Source organism: Leucobacter allii (genome assembly GCF_022919155.1).
Classification (GTDB): Bacteria; Actinomycetota; Actinomycetes; order Actinomycetales; family Microbacteriaceae; genus Leucobacter; species Leucobacter allii.
This window is the reverse complement of the sequence record NZ_CP095045.1, coordinates 2,714,447-2,728,464: the sequence shown is the minus strand read 5'-3', so window position 1 is coordinate 2,728,464 and position 14,018 is coordinate 2,714,447. Positions and strand designations below refer to the sequence as shown.

Genomic DNA, 14,018 nt, shown 5'->3' with positions numbered 1-14,018 from the left:
ATGGGTGTCTGGATCGGCGGCTGGGCGCGCCGGACGGTCGCGGTCCAGTCTACGCGCTCGGAGCGCGGGATCCGGCCGTGCTCGAGGGGCCCGCCGGGCCGCATCGCCCGCCCGTCGCCGACGACGCGCGCGGCGGCATGGTGGAGATTCTCGGCGGAACACGGAACACTGTGAGCATGAGCGATCCGAATCCGAACGCAGCCCCCGCAGCGCCCAGCGATCCCGGGGCCCTCCCGCAGGCGCCCTCGCAGACCGCTGCCGCGCCGCCGTACGACGCGGGAGCGGTCGCGCCGCAGCAGCCGGCCGCGCATCCGCGACGGCTCTCGACCTTCCTCAAGGTCAGCATCATCCTGTTGGCGGGGCTCACCGTCGCCTCGATCTCGCTGCTGTTCATCGGCGACTTCGAGGGCAAGTTCGAGCGGGTCTTCTCGACCTTCGCGCTCTTCGCCGTCTTCGTGCTGTTCACCGCGCTCGACACGCGCCGCGAGCAGAAGTCCGAATGGTACGCGCCGGTCGCGCTGATCGCCAACGCCTACATCCTGGGCCTGCTGCTCATCGTCATCTGGATGACGCCCTACGACGCGTTCACCCTCATCTTCGAGATCTTCTGGAAGTCGATCTTCGTGATCGTGACGACGCGCCTCGTGATCCTCTGCTGTCAGTGGCTGCTGGGCCTGGGCGAGTCCGCCACGGAGGTGGTGAGTCGCTTCGCCTTCGTGACGAGCGTGCTCGCCGTGCTCTCGGGCATCCTCTTCACGGCGCCCGTGGGGATCGCGGCGTTCGACCTCTACATCCCGGATCTCTACTGGAAGATCGCGACGGCCCTGCTGATCCTCACCGCCCTCGGCCTGTCGATTACGCTGCTGCTGCGCTGGTCCTACGGATCCGAGGCGCGCGAGGCGGCGCGCCAGGCGCGCGCGGCGGCCCGTCAGGCGCCCTACTCGGCCCTCGAGCAGCCGGCGTCCGCGGCGCCGTACCCGGGTGCCGCGCCGCAGGCCGCGGGTGCCGCGCCGCAGGCCGCGAGCGCCGCGCCGGCGCAGCTCGCGGATCCTGCCGCGCAGGCGCAGGCGCAGCCCCTGCTGCCCTGGCCGACGTTCGCCGACGGACGGCCGCTGCCCGCGGGCCCAGACGGGCAGCCCGACTTCAGCGTGCCGGGCGCGCCGCTGCCTCCGCAGCTGCCCTAGCGCCGGAGTCGACTCAGTCGGCTCAGTCGACTCAGTCGGCCTCGATGCCGAAGAGCGCGTGCAGCGCCTCCGCGGCGTCCGGTGCGCGGCCCTCGCGCCCCAGCGAACGGATGCGGGTCATCGGCGTGTGCAGCAGCCGGCCGGTGAAGCGGCGCAGCGCCGCTTCGACGGCGGCGCCGCTTCCGGCGTCGACGGCTCCGGCGTCCGCGGCTCCGGACGGGATCCGCGGCACCTCCGAGCCGCTGCGGGCGCGGCAGAGCTCCTCCTCGAGGATGCCGAGCACGTGCCCGCGCAGGGCGAGCAGTGCGGGCACCGCGTCCCGCTCGGCCTGCGTGGCGGCGAAGTCCTCGGCCGCGGCCCGCACGATCTCCCGCGCCTCCGCCTCGGCGCCGAGCTCGGCGACGGGCGCGTGCCTGGCGATCGTTTCGAGATCCAGCAGCGTGATGCCGGGGAGCCCCTGCGCCTCGGGATCGATGTTGCGCGGCATGCCGAGATCGACGAGCAGTCGCGCGCGGTCGGCGCGCGCAGCGCTCGCCCGCGCGATCTGCTCACGGGTCAGCACGGGGTCTTCGACGCGGGTGCACGCGATCACGAGGTCGGCCGAGGCGAAGGCCGCGGCGACGCCGCCCTCCGGCACCGCGTCGAGTCCGCGGGCGGCGGCGAACGGCATCGCGCGCCCCGAGGGGGAGTGCACGCTGATCCGCTTCGCGCCGCGATCGCGCAGCGCCGTGACGGTCGCGCCCGCGTACGCTCCCGTGCCGATGAGCAGCACCTCGGCGCGGTCCCAGGCCGGGATCCGGGCTTCGGCGAGCCGGAGCGCGAGGCGCACGAGCGAGCGGCCCGCGGAACGGATGCGCGTGCGCCTGCCGACCTCGCGCGAGGTGCGGGTGGCCGTGCGGAAGAGGCGCTCGAGATCGTGGGTGAGCGCGCCGCGCGTGCGGGCGTCGTCATGGGCGCGGCGGACCTGCCCGGCGATCTCCTCCTCGCCGACGACCGCCGAGTCGAGTCCCGCGGCGACGGCGAACAGGTGCTCGGCGGCATCCCGATCCGCCGTCACTGCGACGGCGCGCTCGAGCTCCGAGCGCGGCGCCCCCGAGGCCGCCGCGATCCGGTCGAGGACCGCATCGCGGCCCGCCGCGCCGGTCTCGGCGTAGACCTCGAAGCGGTTGCAGGTGGCGAGGACGGCCGAGCCCGCGGCGACCGCCGGGTCATCGAGCGCCGCGGCGATGGCATCGGCGTGCAGCGACAGGCGTTCGAGGAGCGCGAACGCATCGGCGTCGAGGCTGAAGGAGAAGGAATGGAGCATGCTCGTGTTCTGTCCGCGATCGGGTGTCTCGGTGCCGGACTCGGTGCGGATCGCGCGGATCGCGCCGAGCTGAGCACATCTGATGTGTCACATCAGATCTATAAGCTAACATCTCGAACGATGAACTTCCTCCCAGCCCAGCACCCGCTCGTCGACGGCCGTACGAGTTCCGCGCCCCTCATCCGCGCCCTCCGCGGCGACCGCCCCGAGCGCACCCCGGTATGGTTCATGCGCCAGGCGGGGCGCTCGCTCCCCGAGTACCGGGAGATCCGCGCCGCGCATCGCATGCTCGACGCCTGCCTCGACCCCGGCCTCGCGAGCGAGATCACCCTGCAGCCGGTCAGACGGCACGGCGTGGACGCCGCGGTGTTCTTCAGCGACATCGTCGTCCCCCTGCTCCTCGCCGGCGTCGACGTCGATCTCGTCGCCGGCCGGGGCCCGGTCTTCGCGCAGCCGGTCCGCACCGCGGAGGACGTGCGGCGCTGCCGTGCCGAGTACGGCCCCGAGCGGTTGCGTGCCGCGCTGGATCCGGTGCGCGAGGCCGTCGCCCTCACGGTCGCCGAGCTCGGCGGGACGCCCCTCATCGGCTTCGCCGGAGCCCCGTTCACCCTCGCCGCGTACCTCGTGGAGGGCGGGCCGTCGCGCGACCACCTGCGGGCGCGCACGCTGATGCACGCCGATCCCGGCACCTGGGGGGAGCTCCTCGACTGGGCGGCCGAGCTGAGCGGGGTCTTCCTCGAGGCGCAGCTCGAGGCCGGCGCGAGCGCGGTCCAGCTCTTCGACTCCTGGGCGGGATCGCTCTCGGCCGCAGATTACCGGACCTCAGTCGCGCCGGCGTCCCGCGCGGCGCTGCGCGGGGTGCGCGCCCTCCGCTACGCCGATCCGGAGGCCGAGGGCTACGCCGCCGGGCCGATCGGCGTCCCCGTGATCCACTTCGCCGTCGGCTCGGGGCACCTCCTCGAGGAGCTGGCAGCGCTCGGCGCACCGGGGGAGCCGCTCGCGCTCGGCGTGGACTGGCGCACCCCGCTCGATGAGGCGAGCCGGCGCCTCGGCGACGCCGTCCCGCTGCAGGGGAACCTCGACCCCGCCCTCCTCGGCGCCCCGGACGCGGTCCTCGCCGCGCAGCTCGATGCGGTGCTCCGCCGGGGCGAGCGCGCCCCCGCGCACGTGCTGAACCTCGGGCACGGGGTGCCGCCAGAGACCGACCCTGACGTGCTCGGCCGCATCGTGGACCTCGCCCATGCCCGCTGACCCGGCTCTCCGCCGGCCGCGCGGCGGCTCAGGCGCTCCCGGCGCGCCGGGCGTCGACGCCGCGACCCGTATCGCGGTGATCGGGGGCGGCGTGTCCGGGCTCGTCGCGGCGCGCACCGCAGCGCTCGCCGGTGCCCGCGTCGTGCTGCTCGAGGCCGAGGAACGCCTCGGCGGGCGGCTGGAGCGCGTCGCGCTGGCGCCCGTGGCGCCGGTGAGCGGATCGGGAGCCGCGCTCGGGTCGGACGGCGCGGCACGGGCGGAGCCGACGACGCCGGACGGGCGTGCCGCGGCCGAGCAGGCCGCCGAGGAAGCGGGCGGCGCCGGCGGCCTCGGCACCGAAGACCACGGCACCGAAGACCACGGCACCGAAGAGCACGGTGTCGAGAGGCACCGTGCCGAGGAGGGCGGCGCCGACGATCTCGGCGCCGACGATCTCGGTGCCTGCGATCTCGGCGCCGAGGCCTTCGCCACGCGGGGCGGCGGGGTCAGGGAATTGCTCGAGGAGCTCGGGCTGGCGGAGGAGATCCTGAGGCCCGCACCGCTCGGCTCCTGGGTCGTCTCCGCATCGCCGGAGGGGGGCGACCGCGCCGTGCCGCTGCCCGCGGCCGGGGTGCTCGGGATCCCCTCCCGCCCCTTCTCGCGGGGCGCGCTGCGGGTGCTCGGCTTCGCCGGCGCCGCCCGGGCCTGGAGCGACCGCGTGCTGCCGCGCCGGATCGGGCGCGACGCCGACACCCTCGCCGCGCTCGTGCGGGCGCGCCTCGGCGCGCGGGTCCTCGATCGGATCGTGCGACCGGTGGCCCTCGGCGTGTACTCGCGGGATCCCGGCGCCCTCGCCGTCGCGGCCGTGCCCGGCCTCGCCGCGGCCTTCTCCCGTCGGGGATCGCTCCTCTCCGCCGCCGGCGAGCTGCGCGCGTCCTCCCGCGCCGCCGGCGGTGCCGTCGCCGGTCTCCGCGGCGGGATGACGGTGCTCGTCGATTGCCTGCGCGCCGAGCTCGCGGAACTGGGCGTCGAGGTCGTCACGGGCGTCCGCGCCACCTCGCTGGCCCCGGCTCGTACCGGGGGCTGGGTGGTGACCGGATCGCGCCGCGCGGCGCGCCGGGTCGAGGCCTCGCCCCCCGGCGATGCCGATCCGCGAGTGCGCCGTCTCGCCCTCGACGCCGTGCTGCCCGCGGACGCCGTGATCCTCGCGGTTCCGGAGCCGGCGGCGCGGGCGCTGCTCGGCGAGGCGCCCGCGGCGTCCCCCGCCGACCGCGTCGAGATCGTCGCGCTTTCCATCGACGACCCCCGTCTCGACCGCGCGCCGCGCGGCACCGGCGCGCTCGTCGCCCCGGCCGCCGCGCCGGGGTCCGCCGCGCGGTCCGCCGGATCGGTGATCGCCGCACGGGGGGCAGTCGTACCGGGAGCCGTCGCAGCGGAGCGCACCGCCATCCGGGCGAAGGCGCTCACGCACGTCACCGCCAAGTGGCCCGGCCGAACGGCGTCTGGCAGCACGGCGTCAGCGGGCACCGTTCCCGGGCGGCACATCCTCAGGCTGTCCTACGGCCGCGCGGGACGCGATCCGGAGACGGCCGGTCTGAGCGACCCCGAGGCGTGCGCGCTCGCCCTGGCGGACGCCTCGCGGATCCTCGGCGTTGCGCTCGATCCGCGCTCGGTGCGCGGCATGGCGCGCCGAGGCTGGCATGCGGGCGGGCCGCCGGCGGGCGCCTCCATCGCCGAGCGGGCCCCCGGCGGCGTCGTCTGCGCGGGGGACTGGGTGAGCGGCACGGGCCTCGCGTCCGTCGTCCCCGGCGCCCGCAGCGCCGCCGAACGCGCCTGCGCCGAGGGCCGCACCGCGCTGGGCGCGGCGATCCGGACGGCGCGCCGGGAGGGCGGCGGGACGCGTCCCGGCCGTGCGCCGCTGCGTGCGTCCGCCGCGATCCGGAACGCTCCCCACGACCTCCCCGCCCCGACTCCGGAGAACCCCGCATGAACGACCGCCTGTCATCCCGCGCAGCCGACCCGGCCCATACCGCTGCACCCGCCGACGCCGCCGGGGCCGCTGTCGCGGACTCCGCGGCCCCTCCTGTCCCGGACTCCGCGGCCCCCGCCGGCTCGACAGGCGCCCCGGGAGGGGCCGCCGCCGCACGCGTGTTCCGCGCCCCCGGCCCGCTCGCCGCGCGTCCGGGGCTGCTGCGCATCGGCACGAGGGGCAGCGCGCTCGCGGTCGCGCAGACGACGACGGTCGCCGAGGCCGTCGCCGCCGCGACGGGGCTCGAGATCGCGCTCGTCATCGTCACGACGCACGGCGATACCTCCCGGGCCCCGCTCGCGCAGCTCGGCGGCACCGGGGTGTTCGTCAGCGCCCTGCGCGACGCCCTGCTCGCGGGGGCGTGCGACCTGGCCGTGCACTCCCTCAAGGATCTGCCGACCGGACCGTGCCCCGGGATCGCCCTCGGCGCGGTGCCCCACCGCGCCGACCCGCGCGATGCGCTGTGCTCCCGCGGCGGCCGGGTGCTCGCGGAGCTCCCGGCGGGGGCGCGGATCGGCACGGGCGCGCCGCGCCGCGCCGCGCAGCTGCTCGCACGCCGACCGGACCTCGCGGTGCAGGACATCCGCGGCAACGTCGACACGCGGCTCGCCCGCGTGGACGCGGATCTCGACGCCGTCGTGCTCGCCGCGGCCGGCCTCGACCGGCTCGGCCGCGCCGGGGTCATCGCCGAGCGCTTCCCGCTCCACGAGGTCCCCACGGCTCCGGGCCAGGGCGCGCTCGCGATCGAGGTGCGCGAGGAGGATCGGGGATCCGCGCCCTACACCGCCGCGCTCGCCGCGCTCGATCACGCGGAGTCCCGCGCCGCCGCGCTCGCCGAGCGCTCGCTGCTGGCCGCCCTCGAGGCCGGATGCGCCGCGCCCGTCGGGGCGCGCGCCGCGGTCGCCGCGGGGCGCCTCGAGCTCAGCGGCACGGTCTACCGACTCGACGGCAGTGCGCAGCTGAGCGCCTCCGCCGCGAGCGCCTGGGCGGGAGCCGATGACCGGGCGGCCGTCGCACTCGGCCGCCGCGCCGCGCGCGAACTGCTCGACGGCGGCGCCGCACGGCTCGCGCCGCTCGGGGGATCGGCGTGACCGGGACCGGATCCCGGTCGGACGCCGCGACGCTCGGCGGTCGGTCCTCCGCGCCGCAGGAACGGCGCGCTCCCGATCCGCAGGACCGGCGGTCTGCCGGGTCGCAGGGACGGCGGTCTGCCGCGCCGCTCGCGGGCCTCCGGGTGCTCGTGACGAGCGGGGGAACCTCGGGAGAGCGCATCGCCCGGGCGGTCGCAGAGCGCGGCGGCACCCCCGTGCCCCTCCCGCTCACTCGGACAACGCCTCCGGAGGACCCGGGTGCGCTCGAGGCCGCGGTCGCGCGCTGGTGCACCGGGGGCTTCGACTGGATGCTCGTCACGAGCGCGCGCGGCGCCGCGGCGGTGCGCGGGGCGCTCGCGCCGAGGGATGGCGGGACCCCCGAACGGATCCATGCGGGCCGTGCGGGCGCCGTCGGCCCCGCGACCGCGGCGGCGCTGCACGAGACGGGCATCCCCGTCGGCATCGTCCCCGATCACGATTTCTCGGCCGGGGGACTCGCCGCCGCCTTTCTCGCCGAGCACCCCGGCCCCGCGGGCGGCGGGGCGGCGCAGCGGGTGCTGCTGCCGCTCTCCTCGCTCGCGGGCGGCGAACTCGCCGGCGCGCTCGCCGCGGCCGGGCATGCCGTCGAGCGCGTCACCGCCTACCGCACGTTCCCGGCGCCGCCGCGGGATCTCCCCCTCGCGGCTCGGACTCGCGGCACGGACCCGCGGCGTCCCGGCGCGCCCGGTGCCGACGCCTCGGCTCCGGGCACCGACGTCGCAGTTCCGCGCGCCGATGCTTCGGATCCCGGCGCCGCTGCGTCGCCCGCCGGCGTCCACGCGATCCTCGTCGCGAGCGCATCGGCCGCCGGCGTGCTCGCCGAGCGCGCCGCCCCGATCCCCGCGGCCGTGCGGGTCGTCGCGATCGGCGAACCCACGGCGCGTGCGCTGCGCGCCGGCGGCCTCGACGTCGCCGCGGTCGCCCGATCGCACACGGCGCTCGGGCTCGTCGAAGCGCTCGTCTCCGTCGCCGCGCGCCCGCCTGGAGAGCTCCCCGATCCCGACCCGCCGCAGCATCCGCACCCGCCGCACGCCGCCGACTCACCGCACGACCTCCCGCCGACCGCCGAAGGAACTCCCGCATGATCCCCACCGTCCGTCCGCGCCGCCGGCGCACCACCCCGGCCATGCGCCGGCTCACCGCGGAGACCCGCCTCCACCCGGCCGAGCTGATCCTGCCGATGTTCGTCCGAGAGGGACTCTCCGAGCCTCGCGGGATCGCTTCGATGCCCGGCGTCCGGCAGCACACGCTCGACTCCCTCAGACGGGCCGCGGTCGACGCCGCCGCTGCCGGCATCGGCGGCGTCATGCTGTTCGGCATCCCCGAGCGGCGCGACGCAGACGGCAGCGCCGGCGATGATCCCGAGGGCATTCTCAACGTCGCCACGCGCGCCGTCGTCGCAGAGGTCGGCGACGCGCTCGTGGTGCAGACGGATCTCTGCCTCGACGAGTTCACGGACCACGGCCACTGCGGCGTGCTCTCGCCGACGGGCGCCGTCGACAACGACGCCACGCTCGAGCGCTATCGCGCCGTGGCGGTCGCCCAGGCCGAGGCGGGATCCGCGCTGCTCGGGCTGTCGGGCATGATGGACGGCCAGGTGGCGGCCGTGCGCGACGCGCTCGACGCCGCCGGGCATCAGGACACCGGGGTGCTCGCCTACTCCGCGAAGTACGCCTCCGCGTTCTACGGTCCCTTCCGCGAAGCCGTCGATTCGCAGCTCGGCGCCGATCCGGCGGCGAGCGGGGACCGCCGCAGCTACCAGCAGGATCCGGCGAACCGGCGCGAGGGACTGCGGGAGACCGAGCTCGATCTGGCCGAGGGCGCCGACATCGTGATGGTGAAGCCGGCGGGGAGCTACCTCGACGTGCTCGCCGACGTCGCGGCGACGAGCCCCGTGCCGGTGTGGGCGTACCAGGTCTCGGGGGAGGCGGCCATGATCGAGGCGGCGGCCACGAACGGCTGGATCGACCGCCGCCGCGTCATCGAGGAGTCCGTGCTCGGCATCAAGCGGGCGGGGGCGGACGCGATCCTGAGCTACTTCGCCGTGGAGCTCGCGGGGTGGATCCGATGAGCGCGCCGCGCGTTCCCGGCGGCACCGCTGCGCGCAGCGCCGCACTCGCGGAGCGCGCCGAGCGGGTCATCCCCGGCGGCGTCAACTCGCCCGTACGCGCCTACGGCTCGGTGGGCGGGACGCCCCGCTTCCTCGTCGCCGGGCGCGGAGCGTACGTCACGGACGCCGACGGGGTCGAGTACGTCGACCTCGTCGCCTCGTGGGGCCCGGCTCTCCTCGGCCACGCGCACCCCGCCGTCGTGGATGCGGTGCAGGCCGCCGCCGCGCGCGGCCTCGGATTCGGCGCATCGGTGCCCGAGGAGGCGGAGCTCGCCGAGGAGATCGTGTCGCGGCTCACGCTGCCCGTGCCCGGCGCGCCGGCATCGGTCCCGCTCGTGGAACGCGTGCGCCTCGTCTCGACCGGCACCGAGGCGACGATGACCGCGATCCGCCTCGCCCGCGGCGCGACGGGCCGCCCGCTCCTCATCAAGTTCGCGGGGCACTACCACGGGCACTCCGACGGGCTGCTCGCCGAGGCCGGATCGGGCCTCGCGACGCTCGCGATGCCGGGGTCCGCGGGCGTCACCGCCGAGACGGCGGCGCAGACCCTCGTGCTGCCCTACAACGACCTCCCCGCGCTCGAAGCCGCCTTCGCCGAGCACGGCGACCGCATCGCGGCGGTCATCGCCGAGGCCGCGGCCGCGAACATGGGGGTGCTGCCGCCCGCGCCGGGCTTCACCCGCGCGATGATCGCGCTCGCCCACCGGCACGGCGCGCTGGTGATCCTCGACGAGGTGCTCACCGGATTCCGCGCGGGGCCCGCGGGCTACTGGGGGATCGCGGCCGCGGAGATGGCGGCGGCGGACGTTGCCGCGGAGGGCGGGCCTGCGGCGGGCGCTCCCGCGGAGGGCGGGCTCGTGGATGCCGCCGTCCTCCCCGACCTCGTGACGTTCGGCAAGGTCGTCGGCGGCGGGCTGCCGCTCGCGGCGCTCGGCGGCCGGCGCGAGGTCATGGAGCTGCTCGCGCCGCTCGGCCCGGTCTACCAGGCGGGCACGCTGTCGGGCAATCCACTCGCCGTGACCGCCGGGCTCACGACGCTCCGGCACGCCGACGCTGAGGCCTACGCGCGGCTCGGTCGCGCCGCCGCGGCGATCGCCGAGGGTGCGGGGTCAGCGCTCGCGGCCGCGGGGGTGCCGCACCGCGTGCAGCGCGCCGGCACGCTCTTCAGCGTGCTGTTCGGGGACTTCCCCGAGGCCCCGACGACGTATGCGCAGGTGCAGCGGCAGGAGGTGGGCCGCCACCGCGCGTTCTTCCACGAGATGCTCGCGCGGGGCGTCAATCTGCCGCCGAGCGCCTTCGAGGCATGGTTCGCGACGGCCGCGCACGACGACGCGGCGATCGAGCGGGTGCTCGCCGTGCTGCCGCACGCGGCGCGAGCCGCCGCCCGCGTCTGAGGCGGCGGCTCCGCCGCCGGGTTTCGGCGCGGGACCAGCACGTCCGGTCGGGGATGCGGCTTCGGTGAGCCGGGATCCCGCGATCCCGACGCACCGAAGCCGCATCCCCGACCGACAGTGCCGGCACCTCAGCGCTGCTCTGACCGATGGTGCCGCCACCCCTCCGCCCCGAGCGAGGACGCCCGGCGGCGTGCTCGCTCCCGACGGGATACCCGCGCCGCCCTCTGCGCGTCCTCTGCGCACCTCCGCTCACCCGCGCCGTCCACCCAGCCCGCCCACCCGGCTCGCCCGTGCCCGCCCGGGCGGAGTAGGCTGCCGGGGTGAACGCGTCGATCCGGATCCGCCCCGCCCGCCCCGAAGAGCACGCCGAGACGGGCGCCCTCGTGCGCGCCGCCTATGCGGCAGACTTCGCGCTCGGAGCCGAGTACCTCGCGGAGATCGAGGATGTCGCGGGGCGGGCGACGAGCTCCGAGGTGCTCGTCGCCGTCGAGGCGGACCCGGAGACGGGGGAGCGGATCCTCGCGACGGTCACGATCCCCCGCCCGGGCGAGCGGCTCCAGGACGACACGGAGCCGGGCGAGATGGATCTCCGCCTGCTCGGGGTCGCGCACGCCGCCCGTGGTCGAGGGATCGGCGAGGCGGTCGTGCGGCACTGCCTCCGGGTCGCGCGGGATCGCGGCTGCCATCGGGTCGTGCTGCACACGGGTGAGATCATGACCGGGGCGCAGCGGCTCTACGAGCGGCTCGGCTTCACCCGGATCCCCGAGCGCGAGTTCGACATCGAGGTGCTCGGCGGGACCCGGCGGATCCTCGCCTACGGGCTCGCCCTGACCGGGGTGCGGGTGCCGGCCTGAGGGGAGCGGCCCCGGAGATGCGCGAACGGCGGGGACCCCGGCCGCCCGGGAGCCCCGCCGTTCGCACGGCGCGACGTCTCAGACGCGCGCCTGGAGAGCGGCGATGGCGCTCTCGAAGAAGCGGAGGCCGTCGACGCCCGAACTCATCGCCTCGGGCGTCGAGGGGCCGAAGCCGGGCTCGACGGCGTGCTCGGGATGCGGCATGAGACCGACCACGTTGCCGCGCTCGTTTGTGAGCCCAGCGATGTCCTCGAGGGAGCCGTTCGGGTTCACGCCCGCGTAGCGGAAGGCGATGAGCCCGTCGCCCTCGAGCCGCTTCAGCGTCTCCTCGTTCGCGATGTAGCCGCCGTCGCCGTTCTTCAGCGGGATGACGATCTCCTCGCCCTGCGCGAAGGCGTTCGTCCACTCGGTGTCGGCGTTCTCGACGACGAGGCGCTGGTCGCGGCGGATGAACTGCTGATGCGCGTTGCGGATCAGCCCGCCGGGCAGCAGGTGCGACTCGACGAGGACCTGGAAGCCGTTGCAGATGCCGAGCACGGGCAGGCCGCGATTCGCGGCCTCGACGACCTCGGTCATGATCGGGGACACCGCGGCGATCGCGCCGGGGCGGAGGTAGTCGCCGTAGCTGAAGCCGCCGGGCAGCACGATCGCGTCGACGCCCTGCAGCTCGTGATCGGCGTGCCAGAGGGCGACGGGCTCGGCGCCCGCGATCCGGATCGCGCGCTGCGCGTCGCGGTCGTCGAGCGAGCCGGGGAAGGTGACGACGCCGATGCGGGTGGTCATCGGGCGGCGCCGTCCGCGACGGGGACGCCGTCGACGCTGATGGCGACGACATCCTCGATGACGGCGTTCGACAGGATCTCGTCGGCGACCTGGCGCACCTCGGCGATCACCGCGTCGGTCACCTCGCCCTCGACGGCGAACTCGAAGCGCTTGCCGATGCGCACGTTCTGGAACTTGCCGTGCCCCAGGCGATCCAGCGCACCCGTGGTGGCCTTGCCCTGGGGATCGAGCAGTTCGGCCTTCGGCATGACATCAACGACAATCGTGGGCACCCGGGATCTCCGTTTCTCGTGGAAGCTCCGTCAATTCTCGCACGGATCCGCCGCGGCGTCGTGCCGTCGGATGGCGCCCCGCGCTGCGCGGGACGGCGGACGCGGGGCGGGGCTCCCCGGCTCAGGGCAGCACATACGCGCCGGTATCGCCCGGGTTCACCGCGATCTCCCAGCGGAAGCCGTCGGGGTCCTGGAAGTAGCCCGAATAGCCGCCCCAGTCCCGGCGCACCGCGGCCTGCGTCGTCGCGCCCAGGGACGCGGCGCGGGCCAGCACCGCGTCGGCCTCGGCCTCGGTCCGCACGTTGTGGGCGAGCGTGATCGGCGCGAGTCCCGCTGCCGGCGGTTCGCCGATCTCCGCGGTGAAGCCCTCGACGCTCCACAGCGAGAGCAGGAGCTGCGGGCCGACCGGCAGCATCACCACGTCCTCCGCCTCGAAGAGCGGTGCCCAGCCGAGCCCGTCGACGTAGAAGGCGCGACTGCGGGCCACGTCCGCGACGGCGAGGGTGATGAGGCTGAGGCGCTGCTCCACGATCTCAGCCTCGCCGATCCCGCGGCGCGGCGCAAGGCCCGTCAAGCGGTCAGGCGCTCCAGCAGCTCGCGGTAGCGCTCGCGCGTGCGCTCGACGATCTCAGCGGGGAGCTCGGGCGGCGTCCCCGTGCGGTCCCAGTGCGCGGCGAGCCAGTTGCGCACGATCTGCTTGTCGAAGGACGCGAGCCGGGCTGCACGGTCGAGGCCCGTGTTCCCGTACGCCTCCGCGTCCCAGTATCGGGACGAGTCGCTCGTGAGCACTTCATCGGCGAGGACGAGCTCGCCCGTGCGGGGATCGCGGCCGAACTCGAACTTCGTGTCGGCGAGCACGACGCCCCGCTCGGCCGCCTGATCCCGAGCCGCGGTGAAGATCGCGAGGGACGCGTCGCGCAGCGCCGCCGCGACCTCGGGCCCGACGAGCTCCGCGCTGCGCTCGAAGGTGATGTTCTCGTCGTGCTCGCCGAGCGGGGCCTTGTACGCGGGCGTGTAGATCGGCTCCTCGAGGAGGTCGCCGTCCTCGAGCCCCGCCGGCAGCTCGATGCCGCACACGGCGCCGCTGCGCCGGTACTCGGCGTACCCCGAGCCCGTGAGCGCGCCCCGTACGACGCACTCGATCGGGTACATCTCGAGCCTGCGGGTGAGCATCGCGCGGTCGGCGACCTCGGCCGGGACGACGGGGGCGCCGTCTCCGGCCTCGGCGAGGTGGTTCGCGATCCCGATCCGCGAGAACCACCAGTTCGACAGCGTCGTGAGCAGCGCGCCCTTGCCCGGGATCGGGGGTTCGAGCACGTGGTCGAAGGCACTGACGCGATTGCTCGCGACCACGAGGAGGAAGCGGTCGTCGCCGTCGGCGGGGACGTACAGATCGCGCACCTTGCCGGAGTAGGTGTGGGTCCAACCGGGCAGCTGCGGGGGAGCGGGGAGTTCGGTCACCCGCCCATTCTCCCATTCCCGGGCCGCGGACGCGCGCGGCGGGCTGGCGGGTCCGTGCGCGCACGAGTGCGGCCGAGCGCGCACGGGAGCTTGCCTGACACCCGCCGCGCCTCGGGCCGACTGTCAGCGGGTGCGGCTAGAGTTTGTCCCAGAGGCCGTCGCCCCTCCCGCGCGGACCGCGCAGTGGCATCGCCGCCGAGCCGGCGCTGCTGCGGCGGAGCGTCGCGGGCGGCCGACGGGATGCCCGTTCGACACCTGAGGAGAA

The 14,018-nt window shown here is 75.9% G+C and carries 13 protein-coding genes; 8 read left to right on the top strand and 5 right to left on the bottom strand.

Annotation, left to right across the window (positions count from 1 at the left end; translation table 11 throughout):
* Nucleotides 1-176: 176 nt before the first annotated feature.
* The gene (locus MUN78_RS12650; protein ID WP_244726858.1) at nucleotides 177-1,184 is read left to right on the top strand and encodes a hypothetical protein; all 1,008 of its coding nucleotides are present in this window, start codon (nucleotides 177-179) and stop codon (nucleotides 1,182-1,184) included.
* A gap of 31 nt (nucleotides 1,185-1,215) precedes the next feature.
* On the opposite strand, the gene MUN78_RS12645 is transcribed toward MUN78_RS12650, so the two are convergent.
* The gene (locus MUN78_RS12645) at nucleotides 1,216-2,490 is read right to left on the bottom strand and encodes a glutamyl-tRNA reductase (RefSeq protein WP_244690373.1); all 1,275 of its coding nucleotides are present in this window, start codon (nucleotides 2,488-2,490) and stop codon (nucleotides 1,216-1,218) included.
* A 120-nt stretch (nucleotides 2,491-2,610) separates the two neighbouring features.
* Here MUN78_RS12645 and hemE point away from each other — a divergent pair, with 120 nt between their 5' ends.
* From hemE to MUN78_RS12605, 7 genes are all read left to right on the top strand, one after another.
* A complete protein-coding gene (gene hemE, locus MUN78_RS12640) occupies nucleotides 2,611-3,741 on the top strand; it encodes a uroporphyrinogen decarboxylase (RefSeq protein ID WP_244726856.1) in 1,131 nt (376 codons plus the stop codon).
* Entirely contained in the window at nucleotides 3,731-5,710 is a 1,980-nt protein-coding gene (locus tag MUN78_RS12630; protein ID WP_283248400.1) for a protoporphyrinogen/coproporphyrinogen oxidase, read from the top strand. Before hemE ends, MUN78_RS12630 begins: the two co-directional genes overlap by 11 nt.
* Nucleotides 5,711-5,868: 158 nt before the next feature.
* Nucleotides 5,869-6,840 carry a hydroxymethylbilane synthase gene (hemC, locus tag MUN78_RS12625; protein WP_244726854.1) on the top strand — a complete coding sequence of 324 codons (972 nt, stop codon included), beginning with the start codon at nucleotides 5,869-5,871 and terminating at the stop codon, nucleotides 6,838-6,840.
* Entirely contained in the window at nucleotides 6,837-7,964 is a 1,128-nt protein-coding gene (locus MUN78_RS12620) for a uroporphyrinogen-III synthase (protein WP_244726853.1), read from the top strand. Before hemC ends, MUN78_RS12620 begins: the two co-directional genes overlap by 4 nt.
* Nucleotides 7,961-8,950: a porphobilinogen synthase gene (gene hemB / locus MUN78_RS12615; protein ID WP_244726852.1), complete on the top strand. Its 990-nt coding sequence runs from the start codon at nucleotides 7,961-7,963 to the stop codon at nucleotides 8,948-8,950. The genes MUN78_RS12620 and hemB overlap by 4 nt, the downstream gene beginning before the upstream one ends.
* A complete protein-coding gene (locus tag MUN78_RS12610; RefSeq protein ID WP_244726851.1) occupies nucleotides 8,947-10,383 on the top strand; it encodes a glutamate-1-semialdehyde 2,1-aminomutase in 1,437 nt (478 codons plus the stop codon). Before hemB ends, MUN78_RS12610 begins: the two co-directional genes overlap by 4 nt.
* A 320-nt stretch (nucleotides 10,384-10,703) precedes the next feature.
* Nucleotides 10,704-11,237, top strand: a complete 534-nt coding sequence (locus MUN78_RS12605) for a GNAT family N-acetyltransferase (RefSeq protein WP_244726850.1) — start codon at nucleotides 10,704-10,706, stop codon at nucleotides 11,235-11,237.
* A gap of 78 nt (nucleotides 11,238-11,315) precedes the next feature.
* On the opposite strand, the gene purQ is transcribed toward MUN78_RS12605, so the two are convergent.
* The 4 genes from purQ to MUN78_RS12585 form a co-directional block, all read right to left on the bottom strand.
* Nucleotides 11,316-12,020, bottom strand: a complete 705-nt coding sequence (gene purQ / locus MUN78_RS12600; RefSeq protein WP_244726849.1) for a phosphoribosylformylglycinamidine synthase subunit PurQ — start codon at nucleotides 12,018-12,020, stop codon at nucleotides 11,316-11,318.
* On the bottom strand, nucleotides 12,017-12,292 hold the full coding sequence (gene purS, locus MUN78_RS12595) for a phosphoribosylformylglycinamidine synthase subunit PurS (protein WP_244690364.1): 276 nt from the start codon (nucleotides 12,290-12,292) through the stop codon (nucleotides 12,017-12,019). Before purS ends, purQ begins: the two co-directional genes overlap by 4 nt.
* Before the next feature lie 121 nt (nucleotides 12,293-12,413).
* Complete coding sequence (locus MUN78_RS12590; RefSeq protein WP_244726848.1) at nucleotides 12,414-12,821, bottom strand: VOC family protein; 408 nt, start codon at nucleotides 12,819-12,821, stop codon at nucleotides 12,414-12,416.
* A gap of 41 nt (nucleotides 12,822-12,862) precedes the next feature.
* Nucleotides 12,863-13,753 (bottom strand): phosphoribosylaminoimidazolesuccinocarboxamide synthase, encoded by an 891-nt coding sequence (locus MUN78_RS12585; RefSeq protein WP_244726847.1) that lies wholly within the window; start codon nucleotides 13,751-13,753, stop codon nucleotides 12,863-12,865.
* Nucleotides 13,754-14,018 lie beyond the last annotated feature (265 nt).

Coding starts and splice junctions, on each gene's coding strand:
- MUN78_RS12650 (WP_244726858.1), top strand. CDS start 177: ATGAGCGATCCGAATCCGAACGCAGCCCCCGCAGCGCCCAGCGATCCC.
- MUN78_RS12645 (WP_244690373.1), bottom strand. CDS start 2,490: ATGCTCCATTCCTTCTCCTTCAGCCTCGACGCCGATGCGTTCGCGCTC.
- hemE (WP_244726856.1), top strand. CDS start 2,611: ATGAACTTCCTCCCAGCCCAGCACCCGCTCGTCGACGGCCGTACGAGT.
- MUN78_RS12630 (WP_283248400.1), top strand. CDS start 3,731: ATGCCCGCTGACCCGGCTCTCCGCCGGCCGCGCGGCGGCTCAGGCGCT.
- hemB (WP_244726852.1), top strand. CDS start 7,961: ATGATCCCCACCGTCCGTCCGCGCCGCCGGCGCACCACCCCGGCCATG.
- MUN78_RS12610 (WP_244726851.1), top strand. CDS start 8,947: ATGAGCGCGCCGCGCGTTCCCGGCGGCACCGCTGCGCGCAGCGCCGCA.
- purQ (WP_244726849.1), bottom strand. CDS start 12,020: ATGACCACCCGCATCGGCGTCGTCACCTTCCCCGGCTCGCTCGACGAC.